Raw genomic sequence first — 21,596 nt, forward strand, 5'->3', positions numbered from 1 at the left:
GGGGAACTCGTGGCGGTCCTCCTCGCCTCCCGGCTTGTTTCGCGAGGGACGGGTGGACCGCTCGAGGGACACGCGCCTGCGGCTGTCCCTCGAACCTCTGGCCCGTCTCTCGCGCAGAACGCCCCCGCCCTGTCCTGCCACCGGCCGCCCCGCCGCGCACACCCGCCCGTCCGCCTTCCGGACGGCGGGAACAAAATCGCCCCTCAGCCCGGTTAAGATCGTTGATACCGCAACGAATCAGCAGCTGAAGCCATTGGCTGGTGTGTGAGCGAGGAGCTCGACGCCCGGGTGTGCACCATCCGGCTGCCGGCCGTTCCTCGCAACTGGAACCGAAGAACGGAAAGGGCACACATGACCATTCACTCCGATGTCACGAAGATCGTCGGCGGCACGCCGCTGGTGCGACTCAACAAGGCGAGCGAGCGCAGCGGCGCAGAGATCGTCGCCAAGCTCGAAGGTGCGAACCCGGCGAACTCGGTCAAGGACCGGATCGGCGTCGCGATGATCGAGGCTGCTGAGAAGTCGGGTCAGCTGAAGCCCGGCGGCACGATCGTGGAGGCGACGTCCGGCAACACCGGCATCGCGCTCGCGATGGTGGGCGCCGCACGCGGCTACAAAGTCGTCCTCACGATGCCGGAATCCATGTCGAAGGAGCGTCGCGCACTGCTGCGCGCGTTCGGGGCGACGCTCGAGCTCACCGCCAAGGCCGATGGCATGCGCGGCGCAGTGGAGAAGGCCGAAGCACTCGCAGATGAGGGCGCGGTGCTGGTCCGCCAGTTCGCCAACGAGGCCAACGCCGCGATCCACGAGTCGACGACCGGTCCGGAGATCATCCGCGACACGGACGGCAAGGTCGACGTGTTCGTCTCCGGGATCGGCACCGGCGGCACCATCACCGGTGTAGGCCGTGCCTTTAAGAAGGAGGGTATCGAGGCGAAGATCGTCGCCGTCGAGCCGGCCGCTTCGCCCATCCTGTCCACCGGCGAGGCTGGTCCGCACATGATCCAGGGGCTGGGTGCGAACTTCATCCCCGAGGTGCTGGATCGCGACATCTACGACGAGGTCGTCACCGTCGAGAACGAGGTCTCGTTCGACGTCGCGCGCCAGGTCGCGAAGGACGAGGGGCTGCTCGTGGGCATCTCGTCCGGTGCTGCGATCTCCGCCGCCGAGGCTGTGGGCGCCCGCCCGGAGAACCAGGGCAAGCGCGTGGTCGTCATCCTCCCGGACTTCGGAGAGCGCTACCTCACCACGCCGCTGTTCGCGGAGTACATGGATTCCTGATGCGTGGACGCCTCGGACTGATCGGAGCCGCCGCCGCGGTCGGCGCGGCAGCCTTCGGGCTGACGCGTCCGGCTGTGCGCGCCACCCTGCGAGAAGACCTCGACACTGCTCGTCGCCGTGATCCTGCGGCTCGCAATGATCTGGTGATCGCCCTGTCTTACCCGGGTCTCCATGCGATCTGGGCGCATCGGGGCCTGTACAAGCTGAACCAGTACGACGCGGGGAAGGCGCCCGCCCGTCTGTTGTCGCAGGCGGTGCGGACGCTCACCGGTGTGGAGATCCACCCGGGCGCGAAGATCGGCAAGCGCTTCTTCATCGACCACGCGAACGGTGTGGTGATCGGGGAGACGTCGGAGATCGGCGACGACGTGATGCTGTACCACCAGGTGACGCTGGGCGGCCGGTCGATGGCGCAGGAGAAGCGCCACCCCACGCTGCGCGACAACGTCGTGGTCGGCACGGGGGCGAAGCTGATCGGGCCGGTGGAGGTCGGCGAGGACGCCGCTGTCGGAGCCAACGCCGTCGTCGTCAAGGACGTGGCCGCCGGCGGGACCGCCGTGGGCGTGCCCGCGACGGTGAAGTTCCCCAAGTCGCGCCCGCTGGACGCGGAGGGCCACCCGACGCCAGACGGTGTGCTCACCGACCCGGCGCTGTGGATCTGAGGACGCCGAACCTCGGCAACGTCAGCATCTGATGAAGGGCACCTGTGATGTCACGGGTGCCCTTCATCGTTCGGTTCCACTATCCGTTGCTCACCCCAGGGATGAGCAACTCGTGAAGGTCTGTGTGTGACACTGTCACCTGCGGAAGGAACGGGTATCCATGGCAGATTTCATGCGTGAACGCTGGAGGGGCCTGCTGCTCGTCGCAGGACTGATTCTGAGTCTGCTGTCGGTCGTCTACCAGTGGGGGACGATACAGCTGCTCTCCAGAACGTACCTGAACGACCCCAGTCCCTATTGCCCGGTCATACCTGCGGGAACAGAAGTGTCGGGAGGGAGCGTGTGGAGCAGTGCCCTGTACCCGCCGCTGGTGCATTGCAGCCTCAGCTGGACAGGGCCAGAAACCAGCGGCTACGTAGAGACCACGACGCTCAACGCTCCTGCTGCCGTGGCGTGCTTCGGTGGAGCTGCGCTCATCGTCGTGTCGATCTTCGCCATGGTCCTCCGTGTGCGAGTTCGTGAACGCGCGTCTCAGCGGCAGTGACCACACGCTGACGCCATGGCCGGTCGACGGTCATGTGCCCGAACCAGTGATGCTGTGCGAGTTCCGCTGGAGCAACGCACACAGCGCCTCCGCCCCATCGACCCAGAACGAGAGTCTCTTGATGTTCAGGACGCCGTGGCCGGGAACGTCGAGCGCCGTTCCGTGTTCCAGTGAGACGCTCACGTTCGTCTGACCGTGGCGGACGATCGAGACGGCCTCGCCCTCACCATCGGGGGACCGGCCGATCCGCACCCCGTCCTCGGTGCTGTGGTTCAGAGCTGGTGTCGCGGTCGCGATACGCGACCGGTCCAGGTGGATCATCGTGTGGGCGTCCACGCGCACGGCGAGGGTCCCATCGGTCACGTAGTGGGGCCGTGTCGACAATGACGCGAGGAACCCCAGCACCCAGAGCACTCCCATGACACCCAGCACAAGAGCGATGATCTGCGCGACCGGCCACGGCAGCAGCCAGTGGACCAGCGCGATCTCGACGAGTCCCAGGCCGGCGAAGGCGAGGAGGATCGGCCTCTCGTGACAGTGGAAGGTGAAGCCCCGCCCGCCTGCCGGCACGAGCGGTCGCCGTGCTACCCACCGCGCGGCGCTGACCCACAGCAGGATTTCGAACCTTGCGAATCGAACCATCGGCGCCGGAACGGATTCGCGCACGAGGGTTCTGGCAACTTCCCTCCTCGGCGAGCCGGCACGGCGGGCCCGGAGGAAGACGCGGGTGGCGAGGACGACCTCGGCGGCCACGGTGGTGACGAGGAGACCGCCGATGATCACCGGGATCCACACGGCCACCGGCACATCGGCAACGATGAGGATCGCGGTGGCGATCTCGAGCGGTGCGAGGACGAGAAGAGCGGCATGGAGGATCGCGGTGCCGCGTCCTCGCGCGAGGGGATTCGACGCCACCTCTGCGCCGGACGTGGACCGTGTCGTGCTCATTCCGGGCTCCTGAGTGCGAGGAGGTGCCGGATCACGGAAGCCTGCGCGGCGGATAGTTCGTCCGCCACGGCATCCAGGACGGGAACCTCGCCCTCTGGAGCCTCATGGAACTGCCGGCGGAGTGGTTCCGGCACAGCTGCGAGGAGATCGCGAGCAAGACGCCGGACTCGGGGATCATCTGTCTGTTCGGCCGCGTCCCCCTGACCGAGGTCGTCGAACCTCCGATAGATATCCGCCATCTGTGCGGCTGCGGCTGGGTCGTCTGCGACACCCGACATTGCGTCCGCCCACTCCTGCACCGCGTCCTCGGGCAGGACGCTCATGATCTGGCGGTCGACCTCGAGGCTCTTCGTGCCTGCTCCGTGCATCTGCAGCGAGGCGAACAGTGTGCGGGCATGATCCGGTAGGAACGCATCGGAGCTGTGGTCGTCGGATGCGGACTGGATGCGGTGCCGGAGGTTTCGGAGAGCATCGCGCTTGGTGCGCAGTTCGCGCTCCTGCCTAGCCAGGTCGTCATCGAGGTCCTGCAGGATGTCGGGAAGTTCGCGCATGTCATCGTCCCGGAGGGCAGCCGCCACCTCGTCGAGGGAGAGGCCCAGCTCTGCGAGCCTGACCGCACGCATGAGGAGGATCGCGTCCCGCAGACCGTAGTCGCGGTAGCCGTTGTCCCGCCTGGCGGGTTCCGGAATCACTCCGATGCGGTGGTAGTGGCGCACCGTCCGCGTCGTGACACCCACCAGCTGAGCGACTTCTCCGATTCTCATGCCTCCATGGAACACCTTGACGCTGCGTCAAGGTCAAGGGGCGTGCGGGCAGGGGTCGCTCCCACGGCCGATCAGGGCTGACACAGCAACTCCGGACTAGTCTGGGGAACAGGCACATACGACACTGCGAAGGGACGATTCGTGACATCGAGCGCGAACAGCACATCCGTAGCCATCGGGTCCTCCGACCTGCACGTCTACCCGCTGGGACTGGGTACCAACACCTTCAACAATCCTGAGGCACCGGCCGAATACCACGCCGTCCTCGACGGCTTCGTCGAACGCGGCGGGAACTTCCTCGACACCGCGGACATGTACTCGTTCTGGGTCGACGGCAATTCCGGCGGAGAATCCGAGACCGTGATCGGGCAGTGGCTCGCATCGCGCGGCAAGCGCGACGACATCGTGGTCGCGACGAAGGTCGCTGCGAAGCCGGGGCGCGAGGGCCTGTCGCCGAAGAACGTCGCACTCGCCGCGGACGAATCTCTTCAGCGTCTGCAGACTGACTACATCGACCTGTACTACGCGCACTACCAGGACGACGAGACCCCGATCGTCGAGAGCGCGGCGGCCTTCAACGACCTCGTGACTGCCGGCAAGGTGCGCGCGATCGCGCTGTCGAACCTATCGCCGGATGCGATCGACGAGTGGTTCCGTGTGTCGGAGGAGAACGGCTTCGCGCTGCCGGTCGCACTGCAGCCGCGGTACTCGCTGGTGGCACGGGAGTACGAGGGTGAGATGGCGGCCTCGGCTCGCAAGCACGGCATGTCCGTCTTCCCGTACCAGGTGCTGGCCGGTGGATTCCTGACGGGCAAGTACCGGACGGAGGCGGACCTCGAAGGCCGTGCGCGTGCCGGTGCCGTCGAGCGCTACCTCAACCCGGAAGGGCTGGCGGTCGTCTCCGCGCTGGACGTGGTCGCGGCCGCGCACAGCACGGACGCAGCCTCAGTGGCGCTCGCGTGGGCGATGGCCGATGGGAAGATCACCGCTCCGCTCGCAGCAGCGACAAGCACGGCTCAGCTCGACCAGCTCTTCGCCGCCACGGAGCTGACGCTTTCTGCCGACGAGGTCACAGCGCTCGACGAGGCGTCGGCGACCTTCCTCTGACATCCTTCGCTCGCCGGGCATACGAGCAGAGAAGGCAGCGAGGGGCCGAGCGAGTGCTCGGCCCCTCGAATGTCGCAGCTGCTGCGTGTCACAGCCAGTCCCGGCGCCGCAGCAGCTCCTCGCCGATCTCCCAGTGGCGCCTCACCACCTCCGGGTCGTACGCCGCACGGTTCGTCCGCGCCACCTTCAACTGGTCGGAGTAGTACTCGCCGGAGACCCACTCCGCGCCCGGGGTGCCGGAGATGAAGTGCGTCAGCGTCCCGCCGCCCTGTTCGGGTGAGGTGAGCAGGTGTTTCGCCGCTCCCTGGTACAGCCGGTTCATCAGGGTGCCGCCGTCGGACGCGAAGCTCGTCGCGACGACTCCCGGATGGAACGCGACCGACGACAGTCCCTGTGCCCCGAATCGTTCGTGCAGCCCCTTGGTGAAGAGGATGTTCGCGAGCTTCGCGTTGCCGTAGGCCCGGTTGGGCGTGAACGTCGCGAGTGTCTGGATGTCCTCCAGGTCGAGTCGACCGAAGATCTTCGCGCCGATGCTCGCGGTGTTCACGACCGTCCCTCCACACTTCAGCAGCGGATCCAGGAGCCGGTGGGTGAGGAGGAACGGGGCGAGGTGGTCGACCTGGAACGTCTTCTCGAACCCGTCCTCCGTGATCTGGGGACCGGGGAAGATCCCGCCCGCGTTGTTCGCCAGCACATCGATCCGCTCGTGGTCCGCCGCGATCTGAGCGGCGATCCGGTCCACGTCCGCCAAACGCGCGAAATCGGCGATGTGGAAACTCGCGCCGGTCTCGGCTGCGACGGCCCGCGTCTTCTCCGCCGATCTGCCGACGATCACCAGGTTCACGTCCCGGGTCGAGAGGATCCGCGCGGCCGCGGCGCCGATCCCGTCGCTGCCTCCTGTGAGGACGACTGTGGGTGTCATGCAGAACTCCGTTCGTCGGTGCTGTCCGCCACAGTAGCGGCACTCGTCCTCTCCTCAGCGCGATGAGGCGACGTCGACCCACCGCGATGTGCCACGCACTCACCCGACCGCGATGAGGCTTCCGGCGGAGGACGCGGCCATCGACGGCGCCGCAGCCGCTCCCCGCCGCTCGAGGTGGTTGCCCGCGATCATGCAGCGCACGGATCCGCCTGCGCGTTCGATTGTCGGCACCGGAACCGCCAGCACGTTCGCATGCTCCGCGATCCGCGCCAGCTGCTCCTCGGACAGTGCCGCGTGCGCAGTCGAGGACATCGCAAGGTGCTGCGTATGGCCGCCAGGCTGCGCCTGAGCGCTGGCCAGCCCACTGCCCGCCAGCCCACTGCCCGCCAGCCCACTGCCTGCCAGCCCACTGCCTGCCAGCCCACCACCCGTCAGCTCGATGCAGTTCCCTGCGAACCTGCCCACCTGCTCCTCGGTGATCTCCACGATCGTCTTGCCCGCATCGCGCAGGCGGCCCAGGACCTCGGCCCTCTGCCGCTCGTCACGGATCATCTCGCTGCCCACGACCGCGAGCTTGGTCCCCACGCTCATCAGCACGTTCGTGTGGTAGACGGGCACACCGCGGTGGTCAGCGGCATCGAAGAGCACCGGCTGGTAGCCGCGCTCGCGGCAGAAGTCCCGGAAGACCTCGGGCGAGAGCCTGCGTGACCGGCACGCATACGCGACCCGGGCGTCGTGATCGAGCACCATCGCGCCGGTGCCCTCGAGGAACTTCTCCTCGCGCTCCGCCACGGAGTAGTCGATGACGCGCCGCACCCGGAACTCGTCCGTCAGTCGTGCGAGGACGTCCGAGCGCCGCTCCGCTCGGCGGTTGGGCGCGTACATTGGGTAGAGGACCACGCTGCCGTCGGAATGCGTCGAGAACCAGTTGTTGGGGAACACGCTGTCCGGCGTCGTGGTCGTGAAGTCGTCGAAGACGGTCGCCTCGACGCCCACGTCGGCCAGCGCCCGCGCCAGCCCCGTGACCTCGTCGCGCGCTGCGCGGGCGAGGACGGCAGGATCGCCCGAGGCCGGGGTCTGGAACGCGTTGTCCGACGCCGTCGCAGGATTGGGGGAGAAGAAGTGGGGCCGGATGAGGATGACCCGGGAGGGTGCCTGGTACGTCATATTCACCTCACAGGAGACAGAGTGGTGACGAGTGAGAAGAGGTCCTTCGGATCCTCGGGATCCGCGACGAGGTCGATCGTGGACTGCAGGTCCGAACCCGCTGTCGTGTCACGGGCGCACCGCAGCGCGGCGAAGTCCGCGATCGCGAACCCGACGGAGTCGAAGACCGTGATGTCGTCTGCCGACGTCCGTCCGGTCTCCGTCCCGCTAAGCACCTTCCAGAACTCCGTGACGGGGAAGTCGGGAGCCATCTGCTGGATCTCGCCCTCGATGCGCGTCTGCGGTGGGAACTCGACAAAGACCTTTCCGGCCTCCAGGACCCCGGGATCCAGCTCCGTCTTGCCGGGGCAGTCACCGCCCACCGCGTTGACGTGGACGCCCGGGGCGATCATGTCGCGCGTGACCACGGCGTTGTGCGCCTTGTCCGCGATGCACGTCGTGATGATGTCGGCACCTTCGACGGCCTCGGCGGACGACGCGGCCTCCGTGATCCGGAAGCCCAGCGGCTCCAGGTTCCGGCGCAGCTTCGCGACCGCGGCCGGATCCGTATCGCGGACCCGCAGGTCCTCGATGCCCAGCGCCGCGCGGAAGGCCAGGGCCTGGAACTCCGCCTGCGATCCTGCACCCACGAGCGCCATCGTCGTCGAATCCGCGCGGGCGAGCACCCGCGCGGTCAGTGCGGAGGTCGCCGCGGTCCGCAGCGCGGTGATGAGCGTCATCTCGGACAGGAACACGGGGTAGCCGTTGTCGACATCCGCGAGCACGCCGAACGCCGTGACCGTCTGGAACCCGCGGGCCGGGTTCGACGGGTGCCCGTTCACGTACTTGAACGAGTACAGCTCCTGGTCCGAGGTCGGCATGAGCTCGATGACGCCGAAGGGGGTGTGGCTCGCCACGCGCGGGATCTTGTCGAACTGCTCCCACCGCAGGAAGTCCTCCTCGAGGTACTCGGTCATGCGGGCGAGGATCCGCTCCGCGCCATCCCGGTGGATCCACCGTGCGGTGTGTGCGACATCGAGGAACTGGGTCATCGGCCACTCCTTCTCTCATCGGTCGTGTGGGGTACGGGAATCACGCTACGGAGAACGATGTGCGCACGATAGAGGAGAAGTGCGCGACTTCTGTCCATTCTCTGTACAGTCTGATGGGGCGGATATAGCATTCTGCTCATGGAGCGCCTCACCGACCTCGACAAGCGTCTGCTGTCCGCGCTGCGCAACAACGGCCGGGAGCCGATCGCGACGCTCGCCCAGATGCTGGGGGTCTCGCGCGCGACGGTGACCAAGCGGATCGACCGGCTCACGGCGTCCGGCGTCATCGTCGGCTTCACCGTGCGCGTCCGCGATCAGGCGGAGATCGACCAGGTCCGCGCGATCTCCGTCGTCGAGGTCGAGGGCCGCACGACGGACCACGTCATCCGGGAGCTGCGCGGCTTCCCGGAGATCCAGGCGCTGCACACGACGAATGGGGGATGGGACCTCGTCGTCGAATCCTCGTGCCCCGACCTGGTCGCCTTCGACGACATGCTGCGACGGATCCGCGGGATCGACGGCATCGTCAACAGCGAATCGAGCCTGCTGCTCAGCTCCGTCATGCGCTGACCGTAGAGGCGCCGACCGCAGCCCGCATCCATGTCAGGTCAGCATCACCTGAATTAGGTAAGGACTTCCTATCTCATTGCGGTATGCTTCCCGAGTCGAGCGTGCGCGAGCACGTGCCGACACCTGACGGACCGGCCCGCTCGGTCCGTCCCCACTGTCGCATTCCGTCCATGAGGAGTCACCGCCCATGCGCACCACGCGCTCTGCGCTCGCCGCCGTCACCGCCACCGCCGCCCTAGTCCTCTCCGCCTGCGGCGGAGGCGGCGATACCGATTCCGACTCCGGTGCGGCGGCCGAAGGATCCGGCGACGGCTCCTTCCCCCTCACCGTCGAGCACGCGTTCGGCGAGACCGTCATCGAGCAGAAGCCGGAGCGCGTCGCAGCGGTCGCATGGGGAAACCACGAGGCCGCGCTCGCGCTGGGCGTCGTTCCCGTCATCATGGAGCAGGCGACATACGGGGACGACGACGGAAACGGCGTCCTGCCGTGGGTCGAGGACGCAGTCGAGGAGATGGGCGAGGAGCTGCCGGAGACCTACGACTTCACCGACGGCATCGACTTCGAGGCGATCGCGAACTCGGAGCCGGACGTCATCCTCGCCGGCTACTCGGGCCTCACGCAGGAGGAGTACGACACCCTGTCCCAGATCGCACCCGTCGTCGCCTACCCGGAGACCCCGTGGGGCTCCACCTGGCAGGAGACCATCGCGCAGGACGCGAAGGGACTGGGCCTCGAGGCGGAGGGCCAGGCGCTCATCGAGGAGAACGAGGGCGTCCTCGAGGAGAAGGTGGCCGACTACGACAACCTCGCCGGGACCTCCGCGATGTGGGGATACGCGGATCCGCAGGACGCCAGCACGTTCGGCTTCTTCACGGTCAGTGACCCCCGCGTGCAGTTCCTCCCGGAGATCGGCATGGAGATCCCCGAATCCGTGACGACGGCATCCGAGGGCAACGAGGCGTTCATGGGCTCGGAGAGCTCGGAGACCGCCGCGGACACCTTCGCGGACGCGGACATCCTCATCGTCGCGGAGGACAACGACCAGAAGGCCACCCTCCAGGACGACCCGCTGCTGTCGAAGATCCCCGCGGTCGAACGCGACTCCATCGCCTGGCTGCCGGAGAACGCCCCGGAAGCCGCCGCGTCCAACCCGTCGCCGCTCAACATCGATACTGAGTACATGGACAGCTACCTCGAGACCCTCGACGCGGCCGCTGCGAAGGCCGCACAGGACTGATCCGGCCTCCCAGCCGCGGATGCACCATGAGCTCCCTCACCGCCCAGCCGATCGCGCCGCCAGTCATCGCCCCTGCCCCGCCTGCCCTGACCGGGCGGAGGCGGTCGTGGTCGGTGCGGGCGGTCGCGCTCGTCGCGCTCGCGGTCGCTCTCGTCCTCGTCGCCGCCGCGTCCGTCGCCTTCGGCGCACGCGGGGTGACCTGGGCGGACATCGTCGCCGGTGTGTCCGGATCGCAGGAGACCCTCGCCGAGGCCGCCGTCTCGCAGCGCGTCCCCCGCACCCTGCTCGCCGCGGTCGTCGGAGCGGCGCTGGGCGTCTCCGGGGCGCTGATGCAGGGCGTCAGCCGCAATCCGCTGGCCGACCCCGGCATCTTCGGCATCAACAACGGCGCCGCGCTCTTCGTCGTCATCGGCATGACCTTCTTCAACATGACGGACCAGTACGCCTTCATCTGGGTCGCACTGGCCGGAGCCGCCGTGACCGCGGTCTTCGTCTACCTGGTCGGCTCCCTGGGCCGCGGGGGCACGACCCCGCTCAAGCTCGCCCTCGCCGGCGCCGCGACGTCGATCGCGCTGAGCTCGCTCGTGTCCGCCGTCATCCTTCCGCGCGTCGAGGTGATGGACTCGTTCCGCTTCTGGCAGATCGGCGGCGTGGGCGGCGCCGCGTTCGACACGATCTCCCGGGTCGCCCCGTTCCTCCTCGTCGGCTTCGTGCTGGCGCTCGTGAGCGCGCGCGGGCTCAACTCGCTGGCGCTCGGCGATGAGATGGCGCGCGGGCTGGGCGTCCACGTCGAGCGCACCCGCATCATCGCCGGCGTGGGCGCCGTCCTGCTGTGCGGCGGCGCGACTGCGGTCGCCGGTCCCATCGCGTTCATCGGCCTCGTCGTGCCCCACGTGTGCCGCATGCTCTTCGGCCCCGACCACCGGTGGCTGCTCCCGCTGTCGGCGTGCACCGGTGCAGTGCTGCTCACCGCCTCGGACGTCATCGGCCGGATCATCGCCCGTCCGGAGGAGCTCGAGGTCGGCATCGTCACCGCGCTCGTCGGCGCACCCTTCTTCATCCTCATCGTCCGCCGCATGAAGGTGCGCGCACTGTGAAACAGACCGCCGAGGCCCACTCCGGCGCCGAGGCCCGGGTCGGGTCGGTCATCGAGCGCGTCACCGCGGGCCGCCGGTCGCGGCGGCGCCGCTACCTCCTCGTGTGCGCAGCGCTCACGGTCCTCGTGCTTGCGATGCTCGCTGTCTCCCTCATGTTCGGTCGCCAGTTCTACGGCCCCGGCGACGTGGTCCGGGTGATCCTGGGCGACGAGGTGCCCGGCGCCTCGTTCACGGTCGGCGTGCTGCGGCTGCCGCGTGCACTGGTGGGCATGCTGGCGGGCATCGCATTCGGCATGGCAGGCATCACCTTCCAGACGATGCTGCGCAACCCCCTCGCCAGCCCGGACATCATCGGGATCAGCTCCGGGGCCTCGGCCGCGGCGGTGTTCAGCATCGTCATGCTGTCCGTATCGGAGACCGCCGTGTCGGTCGTCGCGACCCTCGCCGCGCTCGTGACCGCGGGGGTCATCTACCTCCTGTCCTTCAAGGGCGGGCTGTCGGGCACGCGGCTGATCCTCATCGGCATCGGCATCGCCGCGATGCTCCAGTCCGTCGTCTCGTACGTGATCTCACGGGCCGCGCAGTGGGACCTGCAGACTGCGATGCGATGGCTCAACGGCAACCTCAACGGCGCGACGATGGAGCAGGCCGCCCCTCTCATCGTGGCGGTGGTGATCGGGGCGGTATTCCTCACGATGCTGTCGAAGGGCCTCGACACGCTGCGACTGGGGGAGGAGACGTCGGCCGCGCTGGGCGTGAGCGTCGAGCGCACGCGGCTGCTCCTCATCCTCTTCGCCGTCACGCTCCTGGCGTTCGCGACCGCGGCGGCCGGGCCGGTGGCGTTCGTCGCGTTCCTGTCCGGCCCCATCTCCGTGCGACTGCTGGGCAGGGCGGGATCCGCTGGATCACCGCTCATCCCCGCAGCCTTAGTGGGTGCCCTCCTCATCCTCGTCGCGGACTTCGCCGGTCAGTACGCGTTCGGCACCCGCTACCCGGTCGGAGTGATCACGGGTGTGCTCGGCGCCCCGTACCTCATCTATCTCCTCGTCCGCTCGACCCGTTCCGGAGGCTCGCAGTGACCACCGACCATCAGCTCTCAGCCCAGGACGTCACGCTCGGATACGGCGATAGGGCTGTCATCGAGGGGCTCGACATCGAGCTGGTGCCCGGGGAGATCACCGCGATCGTCGGCTCGAACGGCTGTGGGAAGTCGACGCTGCTCAAGGCGATGGCACGGCTGCTCACGCCGCAGGCCGGACGCGTCGTGCTCGACGGCAGGGACATCCACACGATGCCGACCAAGGAAGTCGCACGGGTACTGGGTCTGCTCGCGCAGTCGCCGATCGCGCCGGAGGGCATCATCGTGGCCGACCTCGTGGGCCGGGGGCGGCACCCGCATCAGGGGATGTTCGCCCGCTGGTCCGCGGAGGACGACCGCGCGGTCGCAGAGGCGCTCATGGTGACGAACACCGCTGATCTGGCGGAGCGCCCGGTCGATGAGCTGTCCGGAGGTCAGCGTCAGCGCGTCTGGATCGCGATGGTGCTCGCGCAGAGGGCGGATCTGCTGCTGCTCGACGAGCCCACCACGTTCCTCGACGTCGCGAACCAGGTCGAGGTGCTCGACCTCCTCACGGATCTGAACCGCAGGTCGGGCACGACGATCGCGATGGTGCTGCACGATCTGAACATGGCGGCCCGGTATGCGGACCGGCTGGTCGCCGTGCACGACGGTGGAGTGTTCGCACGCGGTCTGCCGGAGGAGGTGCTGACCGAGGAGACGGTGCAGAGGGTCTTCGGCCTCACGTCCCGGGTCATCGAGGACCCGGTCTCGGGCAAGCCGCTCGTGCTGCCGGTGGGACGGCACCATTCCTCGCCGGACGCAGGCGCCGGCTGGTAACGGCATGAGGATCCGGTTGGCGTGCGTGAGGCTGGATCAGGCGAGGGAGAGGAACAGCTTCTCGAGCTCCTCCGGGCTTTCTGCGCCGTCTCCGTCGGGGTCCGTCATGCACTGCCGCATCGCGTGTGAGATCACGAGGAACCCTGCCCGATCGAGCGCCTTCGACACTGCGGACAGCTGCTGGACGACTTCGCGGCAGTGGGAATCGTCTTCGACCGAATCGATCACCGCGGCCAGCTGACCCTGCGCGCGCTTGAGGCGGTTGAGAATCTTCTTCTTCGCCTCCGGATCGTGAGCGATCGATTCTGGCAATGCCATGTTCTCGCGGGCTGCAGTCATCCTGTGTCCTTATGCTCGTTGGAGGGGTCGGGGGTAGCTCTCAGCATACCTGTGGGGGTATAGTGCTTCCAGCTGGATACCCGTGGGGGTATGTGTCATGCGGAGAGAAGAGGTGTCGTGATGTGCCGAGCTGCGAAGTGTCGCACCTGCGGAAAGACGACGTGGGCTGGGTGCGGACAGCACGTTGCCCAGGTCAAGAAGGTCGTCCCGACGGCTGAATGGTGCGGCGGGAAGCACTCGCCCGCAGAGATGTCCGCGGCGCGAGCGGAGCGGGGCGGGCTCTTCGCGCGCCTCTTCAATCGCTGACAGTCGTCGCTGTGAGGTGACCACGGGGTGTCCGGCGGTCACACTGGGTAGAGGAATAGGAGAAGAGGAGAAACTATGTGCCGACGAGTCACCTGCCGCACGTGTGAGAAGCCCACCTGGATGGGATGCGGAGACCACATCGAAGACGCGCTCGCCGGGGTGCCGCAGGCGGACCGCTGCCACTGCCGCGACTGAACACCGAGACTGAACACCGAGACTGAACTCGTACCGCCGATCTCAGGGAGACTCCCATGCTCTTGGAACGCATCTACGACGAAGACCTCGCGCACGCGAGCTACATCATCGGCTGCCAGGCGGAAGGCGAGGCGCTCGTCATCGATCCTCGCCGGGACCTCGGCGACTACCTCCGCATCGCAGAGGCGAACGGCATGCGGATCGTCGGCGTCACGGAGACGCACATCCACGCCGACTACCTCTCCGGCACCCGTGAGCTCGCCGCGGCGACCGGGGCGACGGTGTACGTGTCGGACGAGGGCGGCCCGGACTGGACGTACGGGTCCGATTTCGATGGCGCGGTGCGGATGAAGGACGGCCACGAGATCCGGTTCGGCAAGATCACCGTGCGGGCCGTGCACACTCCCGGGCACACACCGGAGCATATGTCCCTGCTGGTGACGGACGGTGCGCAGGCCGATGCGCCGGGCTTCATGCTCACGGGCGACTTCGTCTTCGTCGGCGACCTGGGCCGGCCTGACCTCCTGGATGAGGCTGCCGGGGGAGTGGACACACGCTTCGGGGGCGGGAAGCAGCTCTTCGCCAGCCTGCGCGACCGCTTCCTCGCCCTGCCGGACTACGTGCAGGTGCTCCCGGCCCACGGTGCGGGCAGCGCGTGCGGCAAGGCGCTGGGTGCGATCCCGACGACGACCGTCGGGTACGAGCGGACCTTCGCCTGGTGGGCGCCGTACCTCCGCGAGGACGACGAGCAGGGGTTCCTCGACGAACTGCTGGACGGACAGCCGGACGCGCACGCGTATTTCGGTCGCATGAAGCGGCAGAACCGGGAGGGGCCGGCAGTGCTGGGTGCCGTACCGGACCTCGTCGAGTACTCCGCCGACGACCTGCGACCAGAGCTGGAGGCCGACCGGATGATCCTGGTCGACACCCGGCACAACAGCCTCGTGCACGAAGGCACCGTGCCCGGATCGCTCAACATCCCGGGTGCCGCGAAGACCGCGAGCTTCGGTGCCTGGGCCTACAACCCGGAGGCCGAGACACGGGCGCTCGTGCTGCTGGCAGATTCGGCGGAGGACGCCGAGCGCATGCGCGATCATCTTGTGCGGGTCGGCATCGACACGGTCCAGGGGTGGATCGGCTCGCTTGAGGGGCTGGATCTGGTGCCGCCGCGCCTCGTCGCGCCGCAGGACCTGGACGATCTCGAGCGGGTCATGCTGCTCGACGTGCGGAACAAGACGGAGTACGCGTCAGGACACCTTCCGGGTGCGCAGCAGCTGTCGGGCGGTCGCGTCCTGTGGCACATGGATGCACTCCCGCAGGACGGCACGATCGTCACCTACTGCCAGAGCGGGGTCCGCAGCAGCGTGGCGGCGAGCGCGCTGCGCCGGCAGGGGTATGACATCGCAGAGCTCGATGGCAGCTACCTGGGATGGACCGCGATCGCGGGCAGCGAACCGGTCGTCGCAGAGGCCTAGTTCTCAGAGACACGGCCCGCGGCCGTCCGATTCCGACAGGGACGGACGGCCGTGGGCGTCTTCGCCGACACCTTCGCCGACGTCCTCGGTGACCCACCGCACGCACCCCCGGGAACAAAACTCGCCTCCTATAGGTTAAAGTTTTCAGTAAGTAGTTGAGGAGTGAACAACTCAACTGGACCATGAGCCTGGAGGCAGCGATGGAATTCGGCATCTTCACGATCGGCGACGTCACGACCGACCCGACCAACGGCACGACGCCCACAGAGGGCGAGCGGATCAAGGCGACCGTCACGATCGCCAAGCACGCGGAAGAGGCGGGCCTGGACGTCTTCGCGACGGGCCAGCACCACAACCCGCCGTTCACCGCACCCGCGAACCCGCCGGTGCTGCTCGCGAACATCGCGGCGCAGACGGAGCGCATCCAGCTCTCGACCGCCACGACGCTCATCACGACGACGGACCCCGTGCGCATCGCGGAGGACTACTCCTACCTGCAGCACCTGGCCGGCGGCCGCGTCGATCTCACGATGGGCCGCGGCAACACCGGTCCCGTCTACCCGTGGTTCGGCAAGGACATCCGCCAGGGCATCCCGCTCGCAGTGGAGAACTACAACCTGCTCTACCGCCTGTGGCGCGAGAAGAACCTCGACTGGGACGGAAACTTCCGCACACCGCTCAACTCCTTCACCGTCACGCCGTGGCCCCTGGACGAGGTGCCGCCGTTCGTGTGGCACGGCTCGATCCGCAGCCCGGAGATCGCGGAGCAGGCCGCCTACTACGGCGACGGGTTCTTCCACAACAACATCTTCTGGCCCACCAGCCACACCGCGCGCATGGTGAACCTCTACCGCCAGCGCTACGAGTACTACGGCCACGGTCGCGCCGACCAGGCGTTCGTCGGTCTGGGCGGTCAGGTCTTCATGGACAAGGATTCGCAGGAGGCGAAGCGGAGATTCCGCCCGTACTTCGACAACGCGCCCGTCTACGGCCACGGCCCCAGCATGGAAGACTTCACGGAGCAGACGCCGCTCACGGTCGGTTCGCCCCAGGAGGTCATCGAGCGCTACGCGGGCTTCCGCGAGTGGGCCGGCGACTACCAGCGCCAGCTCTTCCTCATGGACCACGCAGGGCTGCCGCTCAAGACGGTGCTCGAGCAGATCGACATCCTCGGCGAGCAGGTCGTCCCCGAACTCCGGAAGGAGTTCGCGGCCAACCGTCCGGCGGACATCCCCGAGGCTCCCACGCATGAGTGGCTCGTCGCCCGCCAGCGCGCAGGCAACGCCCCGGTCCCCGGCGGTGCTCCCGGCACCCGCGCGCACGAGGACCGCCTCGCCGCCCAGGAAGCAGAGCGCGCGAAGGCCGACTCCGGCTCCAGGTGATCGAGCCGCCCCACGTCATTCCAGAGAGGATTTCACCATGATCGAGATCGTCGCAGTGTCGACCGGCCTCAGCGAGGACTCCACCACCACGCGGCTGGCCCAGCGCATGCTCTCCTCCGCAGAGGGCGCGTTCGCAGCCCGAGGTGCGGAGGTCACAACCACCCACATCAACGTGCGCACCCTGGCGAAGGCGCTCGTCGACCTCACCGTCTCCGGTTTCCCCGCCCGTGAGCTGGACGAGGCGTTCGCCGCAGTCAAGCGGGCCTCGGCGGTCATCACGGTGGCGCCCGTCTACAAGGCGGCGCCGGCCGGCATCCACACCCTGTTCTGGCAGCTCATCGACGATGCGTCGCTGGCGGGCACCCCGGTGCTGCTGGGCGGGACCGGCGGCACGCCCCGTCACTCGCTCGCAGCGGAGTCCACGCTGCGCCCGATGATCGCCTACCTCAAGGGGTTTGCGCTGCCCACCTCCGTGTTCGCTGCCACCGACGACTGGGGCGGGGGCGAGCAGGCCGGCCTCGACCGCCGCATCACCCAGGCGACGGATGAGCTGGCGGAGCTCGCGCTCGCCCTCAACCCGGCCTCGGTCGGCACGCGTGAGGACACCGCCGCCGAGGCCGACCCCGGCACCCAGCCGACCGGAACCCCGGCGGTCGGAGCTTCGGTGGCTGGAGCCCAGTCGACCGACAGCCATCCGACCGACGCCTCGACGACGGAGTCCGATGACTATGCCCGGGACATCCCATATGCGGGGCCTGCGGACGAATCGGGCAAGTCGGCCATCACCCCGCGCGGCCTGGGCGACCGGGCGCGCGACGAGCGCGCCCGAGACGAGTTCGACCCCGCGTCGGTGACTCCGTTCTCGCTCCTCCTGGGACAGTGAGCGGCGTGGCCGACGGACCAGCCGGCGAAGAGCGTCTCCACCCCAGTGAGCCTCGACCCCAGCTCCTGGGCAGCCAGCCCGGTGCCGGCCTGCTGGCGCCGGAGCCTCGCCGCGACCTGCTGGGCGACGCCCGCACGATGGAGGCATGGCGGCTCTACTTCGAGACCTCGCAGCGGGTGATGGCCCAGCTGGGAGCGGCTCTCAAGGACGACGCGGGGATGGATCTCGCGGACTACAACCTCCTCATGGTGCTCGCGGAGGCGCCGCAGCGCACGCTGCGGATGACGGTGCTCGCGGAGAAGATCGTCTTCTCCGTCCCGCGGCTCAGCTATCGCATCGGAGTGCTGGTCGACCGGGGCTGGGTGCTGAAGGAGTCCTGCACCGAGGACCGCCGCGCTCACAACATAATCCTCACCGAAGCCGGCACGGCGGCCCTCATCGCCGCCGGTCGCGATCATCGCGCGCAGATCCATGAGGTGTTCGACGCGCAGCTGGACGCCGAGGACATCGACGACCTGGCGCGCATCATGGGCAAGATGAGGAATGCCATCGACGTCTGAGGGTCATGTCCGAGCCTCATGCCAGACTGGTCGCATGAGCGAAGAAGCACGCACGGGCACTGCGGGTGCCCAGACGCCCCCGGCCGGACTCGTGAAGACCGTCGCATTCCCCACCAGCGCCCTGCGGTCGAAGGTCGACTCCCGCATCGTGGACCACCAGCAGTCCCGCGTGGACTTCGTCGTGTGGTCGGCGGAGGAAGAGTCGCGCGGACTCAGGAAGTCCGACATCGACGCGGTCATCCTCCCGTACCCCGACCACGGTCCGACGATCGACCGACTCCACGAGCTGCCCAACCTCAAGTTCGTGCAGCTGCAGACCACCGGATACGACGCGCTGATCGGGAAGGTCGGCCCGGAGGTGCAGGTGGCGACGGCCTCGGGCGTGCACGCGGCGGCGACCGCAGAGCTCGCCGTGGCGCTCACGCTCGCGCGGCTGCGCGGCATCGACGTCGCGGCCCGCGACATGACGCGCCAGACATGGGACCACCAGCAGCTGCCGTCGCTCGCGGACCGGAAGATCCTCATCGTGGGGGCAGGCGGGATCGGCAACGCGATCTACGACCGCTTCGCGCCGTTCGAGGTCGAGCAGGCGCGTGTCGCCACGACCGCGCGCGACGACGATCGCGGCCACATCCACGCGATCGACGAGCTGCCCTCGCTGCTGCCGGATGCAGAGGTCGTCGTCCTCATCACCCCGCTCACCGACCGCACGGCGAAGCTGGTCGACAAGGACTTCCTCGCCGCGCTGCCGGACGGAGCGCTCGTCGTGAACGTGGCGCGCGGGGGAGTGGTTGACACGGACGCGCTGCTCACTGAACTGCAGACCGGTCGGATCCATGCGGCCCTCGACGTCGTCGACCCGGAGCCGCTGCCTGCGAAGCACCCGCTGTGGGAGGCCCCGAACACGCTGCTCACCCCGCACGTGGGCGGAGACGCATCGGCCTTCCACCCGCGCATCGAGCGGCTGCTCGTGGAACAGCTGCACCGCCTGCAGGTTGGCAAGGAGCTGCTGAACATCGTCGACCTGCCGGAGGAGTGACCCACGCGCAGCGGCGCTCGACTATGCGCACACAAGCGTTCGGTATTGGTCTCTGCGGCCCTCGCATCGTCGCCGATGAGACGAACGGCGACTGGTGACTCGCGCGGGACGTGACGTCCCTCACGCGGTCACGGAGACCGAAGAGAGTCATCTGCGCAGGTGAGCGCGCTGGGACCCGAGCCGCACCGTCGCCTGGGTGCCGGTTGCCCGCAGGGGTGACCGGCACCTCGGCGACGGTGGTCCGGTCCGCCATGTGAGCCGATGGCGGTGCAGTGTGACGGCGGTCCTAAGATGCGGGACATGAGCATTGTGGAACCGGACCCAGCAGTCGCCTCGTCACCAGCCCAGCCCGATCCGGGCGTCGACATCAAGCCGCGTTCGCGCGACGTCACCGACGGCATCGAGCGCGCCGCGGCCCGCGGAATGCTCCGTGCGGTCGGCATGGGCGACGGTGACTGGCAGAAGCCGCAGGTCGGCGTCGCCTCGTCGTGGAACGAGATCACCCCGTGCAACCTGTCGCTCCAGCGCCTGGCCGGATTCGCCAAGGAAGGCGTCCACGCGGCCGGCGGCTACCCGCTGGAGTTCGGCACGATCTCCGTGTCCGACGGCATCTCCATGGGCCACGAGGGCATGCACTACTCGCTCGTCTCCCGTGAGGTCATCGCGGACTCGGTGGAGACGGTGTTCGGCGGCGAGCGCCTGGACGGCTCCGTCCTGCTGGCCGGCTGCGACAAGTCGATCCCGGGCATGCTCATGGCGGCGGCCCGTCTGGAGCTCTCCAGCGTGTTCCTCTACAACGGCTCCATCATGCCGGGCACGGCGAAGCTCTCCGACGGCACGGAGAAGGAGGTCACACTCATCGACGCCTTCGAAGCCGTGGGCGCCTGCCGAGCCGGCAAGATGACGGAGGCGGACGTCGACGCGATCGAGCGCGCAGTCTGCCCCGGTGAGGGTGCGTGCGGCGGTATGTACACCGCGAACACGATGGCCTCTGCGGCCGAGGCGATGGGCATGTCCCTGCCCGGCTCCGCCGCTCCGCCGGCGATCCACCGCAACCGCAACGTGTTCGCCCGCATGTCCGGCGACGCGGTCGTGAACCTGCTGCGCCGCGGCATCACGACGAAGGACATCATCACGAAGGAGTCGCTGGAGAACGCGATCGCCGTGACGATGGCGTTCGGCGGTTCGACCAACGCGGTCCTGCACATGATGGCGATCGCGCACGAGGCGGGCGTGGACCTGAGCCTCGACGACTTCAACCGGATCGGCGATCAGGTGCCCCACCTGGGCAACGTGAAGCCGTTCGGCGACTACGTCATGAACGACGTCTTCAAGATCGGCGGCGTGCCGGTCGTCATGCGCGCGCTGCTGGATGCGGGCCTGCTGCACGGCGACTGCATGACGGTCACCGGCAAGACGGTCGCGGAGAACCTCGAGAAGATCAATCCGCCGGACCCGGACGGCAAGATCCTCCGGGCGATGAACGACCCGATCCACCCGACGGGCGGTCTGACGGTGCTGAAGGGCTCGCTCGCCCCGGAGGGCGCAGTCGTGAAGTCGGCAGGCTTCGACGCGGACGTCTTCGAGGGCACTGCGCGCGTGTTCGACCGTGAGCAGCCCGCGATGGACGCCGTGCTGAACGGTGAGCTGAAGGCCGGCGACGTCGTCGTCATCCGCTACGAGGGTCCCAAGGGCGGACCGGGCATGCGCGAGATGCTCGCGATCACCGGTGCGATCAAGGGCGCGGGCATCGGCAAGGACGTCCTGCTCATCACGGACGGCCGGTTCTCCGGCGGCTCGACAGGTCTGTGCATCGGCCACGTGGCGCCGGAGGCCGTCGACGGAGGCCCGATCGCGCTCGTGAAGGACGGCGACAAGATCAGCATCGACATCGCGGCCCGGACGATCGAGCTCGAGGTGTCGGAGGCTGAGCTGGAGGAGCGCCGCAAGGAGTGGACGATCCCGGAGAACCACCGCCTGACCGGTGTGCTGGGCAAGTACGCGAAGCTCGTGAAGTCTGCGGCCGTGGGCGCGACGACGGTCTGAGCGACCGTTCGAGTGCGCAAGCCTGAGTCGCAGGCTGAGCGTGCACGCCCGAGCAGCAAGCTGAGCGTGCGAGGGGCGGGTCTCCGTCCCCCGCGGTGAGACATCCACGCAGGGGCCCCGGTCCTCCCGTCGAGGAGGACCGGA

General features: G+C 68.2%; 21 protein-coding genes. 15 read left to right on the top strand and 6 right to left on the bottom strand.

What is annotated here, in order from left to right; translation table 11 throughout:
* Positions 1 to 351 precede the first annotated feature (351 nt).
* The 3 genes from cysK to FM105_RS10705 all read left to right on the top strand — a co-directional run bounded on the left by cysK (position 352) and on the right by FM105_RS10705 (position 2,487).
* Positions 352 to 1,281 (top strand): cysteine synthase A, encoded by a 930-nt coding sequence (gene cysK, locus FM105_RS10695; RefSeq protein ID WP_087008028.1) that lies wholly within the window; start codon positions 352 to 354, stop codon positions 1,279 to 1,281.
* Positions 1,281 to 1,943: a serine O-acetyltransferase gene (cysE, locus tag FM105_RS10700; protein ID WP_087008029.1), complete on the top strand. Its 663-nt coding sequence runs from the start codon at positions 1,281 to 1,283 to the stop codon at positions 1,941 to 1,943. The genes cysK and cysE overlap by 1 nt, the downstream gene beginning before the upstream one ends.
* A 160-nt stretch (positions 1,944 to 2,103) precedes the next feature.
* Complete coding sequence (locus FM105_RS10705) at positions 2,104 to 2,487, top strand: hypothetical protein (RefSeq protein WP_087008031.1); 384 nt, start codon at positions 2,104 to 2,106, stop codon at positions 2,485 to 2,487.
* 30 nt (positions 2,488 to 2,517) lie between these two features.
* Here FM105_RS10705 and FM105_RS10710 read toward each other — a convergent pair whose 3' ends face one another.
* Together FM105_RS10710 and FM105_RS10715 are read right to left on the bottom strand one after the other, a co-directional pair.
* Positions 2,518 to 3,435 (bottom strand): hypothetical protein, encoded by a 918-nt coding sequence (locus tag FM105_RS10710; protein WP_087008033.1) that lies wholly within the window; start codon positions 3,433 to 3,435, stop codon positions 2,518 to 2,520.
* Complete coding sequence (locus FM105_RS10715) at positions 3,432 to 4,199, bottom strand: MerR family transcriptional regulator (RefSeq protein ID WP_087008035.1); 768 nt, start codon at positions 4,197 to 4,199, stop codon at positions 3,432 to 3,434. Before FM105_RS10715 ends, FM105_RS10710 begins: the two co-directional genes overlap by 4 nt.
* Before the next feature lie 141 nt (positions 4,200 to 4,340).
* Here FM105_RS10715 and FM105_RS10720 point away from each other — a divergent pair, with 141 nt between their 5' ends.
* A complete protein-coding gene (locus tag FM105_RS10720; RefSeq protein ID WP_087008037.1) occupies positions 4,341 to 5,306 on the top strand; it encodes an aldo/keto reductase in 966 nt (321 codons plus the stop codon).
* A gap of 88 nt (positions 5,307 to 5,394) precedes the next feature.
* On the opposite strand, the gene FM105_RS10725 is transcribed toward FM105_RS10720, so the two are convergent.
* From FM105_RS10725 to FM105_RS10735, 3 genes are all read right to left on the bottom strand, one after another.
* The gene (locus tag FM105_RS10725) at positions 5,395 to 6,228 is read right to left on the bottom strand and encodes an SDR family NAD(P)-dependent oxidoreductase (protein ID WP_087008039.1); all 834 of its coding nucleotides are present in this window, start codon (positions 6,226 to 6,228) and stop codon (positions 5,395 to 5,397) included.
* Between the two features lie 99 nt (positions 6,229 to 6,327).
* On the bottom strand, positions 6,328 to 7,395 hold the full coding sequence (locus FM105_RS10730; protein ID WP_218777943.1) for an arginine deiminase-related protein: 1,068 nt from the start codon (positions 7,393 to 7,395) through the stop codon (positions 6,328 to 6,330).
* Positions 7,396 to 7,397: 2 nt separating this feature from the next.
* A complete protein-coding gene (locus tag FM105_RS10735; protein ID WP_087008043.1) occupies positions 7,398 to 8,426 on the bottom strand; it encodes an ornithine cyclodeaminase in 1,029 nt (342 codons plus the stop codon).
* Between the two features lie 138 nt (positions 8,427 to 8,564).
* Between FM105_RS10735 and FM105_RS10740 the strand changes: the two genes are divergently transcribed.
* The 5 genes from FM105_RS10740 (at position 8,565) to FM105_RS10760 (ending at position 13,227) form a co-directional block, all read left to right on the top strand.
* Complete coding sequence (locus FM105_RS10740) at positions 8,565 to 8,996, top strand: Lrp/AsnC family transcriptional regulator (RefSeq protein WP_087008045.1); 432 nt, start codon at positions 8,565 to 8,567, stop codon at positions 8,994 to 8,996.
* 187 nt (positions 8,997 to 9,183) lie between these two features.
* Positions 9,184 to 10,233 carry an ABC transporter substrate-binding protein gene (locus FM105_RS10745; protein WP_087008047.1) on the top strand — a complete coding sequence of 350 codons (1,050 nt, stop codon included), beginning with the start codon at positions 9,184 to 9,186 and terminating at the stop codon, positions 10,231 to 10,233.
* A gap of 26 nt (positions 10,234 to 10,259) precedes the next feature.
* Entirely contained in the window at positions 10,260 to 11,330 is a 1,071-nt protein-coding gene (locus FM105_RS10750) for a FecCD family ABC transporter permease (protein WP_087008049.1), read from the top strand.
* Positions 11,327 to 12,409 (top strand): FecCD family ABC transporter permease, encoded by a 1,083-nt coding sequence (locus FM105_RS10755; RefSeq protein ID WP_087008051.1) that lies wholly within the window; start codon positions 11,327 to 11,329, stop codon positions 12,407 to 12,409. The genes FM105_RS10750 and FM105_RS10755 overlap by 4 nt, the downstream gene beginning before the upstream one ends.
* Complete coding sequence (locus FM105_RS10760) at positions 12,406 to 13,227, top strand: ABC transporter ATP-binding protein (protein ID WP_087008053.1); 822 nt, start codon at positions 12,406 to 12,408, stop codon at positions 13,225 to 13,227. The genes FM105_RS10755 and FM105_RS10760 overlap by 4 nt, the downstream gene beginning before the upstream one ends.
* Before the next feature lie 36 nt (positions 13,228 to 13,263).
* On the opposite strand, the gene FM105_RS10765 is transcribed toward FM105_RS10760, so the two are convergent.
* Positions 13,264 to 13,566: a metal-sensitive transcriptional regulator gene (locus FM105_RS10765; RefSeq protein WP_179207160.1), complete on the bottom strand. Its 303-nt coding sequence runs from the start codon at positions 13,564 to 13,566 to the stop codon at positions 13,264 to 13,266.
* 557 nt (positions 13,567 to 14,123) lie between these two features.
* Here FM105_RS10765 and FM105_RS10775 point away from each other — a divergent pair.
* The 6 genes from FM105_RS10775 to ilvD all read left to right on the top strand — a co-directional run bounded on the left by FM105_RS10775 (position 14,124) and on the right by ilvD (position 21,452).
* Positions 14,124 to 15,542 (top strand): MBL fold metallo-hydrolase, encoded by a 1,419-nt coding sequence (locus tag FM105_RS10775; protein ID WP_087008056.1) that lies wholly within the window; start codon positions 14,124 to 14,126, stop codon positions 15,540 to 15,542.
* A 200-nt stretch (positions 15,543 to 15,742) separates the two neighbouring features.
* Positions 15,743 to 16,924 carry an LLM class flavin-dependent oxidoreductase gene (locus tag FM105_RS10780; protein ID WP_087008417.1) on the top strand — a complete coding sequence of 394 codons (1,182 nt, stop codon included), beginning with the start codon at positions 15,743 to 15,745 and terminating at the stop codon, positions 16,922 to 16,924.
* A gap of 37 nt (positions 16,925 to 16,961) precedes the next feature.
* Positions 16,962 to 17,807: a CE1759 family FMN reductase gene (locus FM105_RS10785; protein ID WP_087008058.1), complete on the top strand. Its 846-nt coding sequence runs from the start codon at positions 16,962 to 16,964 to the stop codon at positions 17,805 to 17,807.
* Positions 17,808 to 17,812: 5 nt separating this feature from the next.
* Positions 17,813 to 18,367, top strand: a complete 555-nt coding sequence (locus FM105_RS10790) for a MarR family winged helix-turn-helix transcriptional regulator (RefSeq protein WP_256970344.1) — start codon at positions 17,813 to 17,815, stop codon at positions 18,365 to 18,367.
* Between the two features lie 34 nt (positions 18,368 to 18,401).
* Positions 18,402 to 19,406, top strand: a complete 1,005-nt coding sequence (locus FM105_RS10795) for a 2-hydroxyacid dehydrogenase (RefSeq protein WP_087008059.1) — start codon at positions 18,402 to 18,404, stop codon at positions 19,404 to 19,406.
* Positions 19,407 to 19,706: 300 nt separating this feature from the next.
* Positions 19,707 to 21,452 (top strand): dihydroxy-acid dehydratase, encoded by a 1,746-nt coding sequence (gene ilvD / locus FM105_RS10800; RefSeq protein WP_087008061.1) that lies wholly within the window; start codon positions 19,707 to 19,709, stop codon positions 21,450 to 21,452.
* Positions 21,453 to 21,596: the final 144 nt, after the last annotated feature.

The organism is Brevibacterium yomogidense, from assembly GCF_900163715.1.
GTDB lineage: Bacteria > Actinomycetota > Actinomycetes > Actinomycetales > Brevibacteriaceae > Brevibacterium > Brevibacterium yomogidense_A.

Excerpts from the sequence above, each read along its gene's own strand:
- FM105_RS10725 (WP_087008039.1), bottom strand. The coding sequence starts at position 6,228 with ATGACACCCACAGTCGTCCTCACAGGAGGCAGCGACGGGATCGGCGCC.
- ilvD (WP_087008061.1), top strand. The coding sequence starts at position 19,707 with ATGAGCATTGTGGAACCGGACCCAGCAGTCGCCTCGTCACCAGCCCAG.
- FM105_RS10795 (WP_087008059.1), top strand. The coding sequence starts at position 18,402 with ATGAGCGAAGAAGCACGCACGGGCACTGCGGGTGCCCAGACGCCCCCG.
- FM105_RS10705 (WP_087008031.1), top strand. The coding sequence starts at position 2,104 with ATGGCAGATTTCATGCGTGAACGCTGGAGGGGCCTGCTGCTCGTCGCA.
- FM105_RS10775 (WP_087008056.1), top strand. The coding sequence starts at position 14,124 with ATGCTCTTGGAACGCATCTACGACGAAGACCTCGCGCACGCGAGCTAC.
- cysK (WP_087008028.1), top strand. The coding sequence starts at position 352 with ATGACCATTCACTCCGATGTCACGAAGATCGTCGGCGGCACGCCGCTG.
- FM105_RS10735 (WP_087008043.1), bottom strand. The coding sequence starts at position 8,426 with ATGACCCAGTTCCTCGATGTCGCACACACCGCACGGTGGATCCACCGG.
- FM105_RS10745 (WP_087008047.1), top strand. The coding sequence starts at position 9,184 with ATGCGCACCACGCGCTCTGCGCTCGCCGCCGTCACCGCCACCGCCGCC.
- FM105_RS10710 (WP_087008033.1), bottom strand. The coding sequence starts at position 3,435 with ATGAGCACGACACGGTCCACGTCCGGCGCAGAGGTGGCGTCGAATCCC.
- cysE (WP_087008029.1), top strand. The coding sequence starts at position 1,281 with ATGCGTGGACGCCTCGGACTGATCGGAGCCGCCGCCGCGGTCGGCGCG.
- FM105_RS10730 (WP_218777943.1), bottom strand. The coding sequence starts at position 7,395 with ATGACGTACCAGGCACCCTCCCGGGTCATCCTCATCCGGCCCCACTTC.
- FM105_RS10765 (WP_179207160.1), bottom strand. The coding sequence starts at position 13,566 with ATGACTGCAGCCCGCGAGAACATGGCATTGCCAGAATCGATCGCTCAC.
- FM105_RS10715 (WP_087008035.1), bottom strand. The coding sequence starts at position 4,199 with ATGAGAATCGGAGAAGTCGCTCAGCTGGTGGGTGTCACGACGCGGACG.
- FM105_RS10750 (WP_087008049.1), top strand. The coding sequence starts at position 10,260 with ATGAGCTCCCTCACCGCCCAGCCGATCGCGCCGCCAGTCATCGCCCCT.
- FM105_RS10740 (WP_087008045.1), top strand. The coding sequence starts at position 8,565 with ATGGAGCGCCTCACCGACCTCGACAAGCGTCTGCTGTCCGCGCTGCGC.
- FM105_RS10780 (WP_087008417.1), top strand. The coding sequence starts at position 15,743 with ATGGAATTCGGCATCTTCACGATCGGCGACGTCACGACCGACCCGACC.
- FM105_RS10785 (WP_087008058.1), top strand. The coding sequence starts at position 16,962 with ATGATCGAGATCGTCGCAGTGTCGACCGGCCTCAGCGAGGACTCCACC.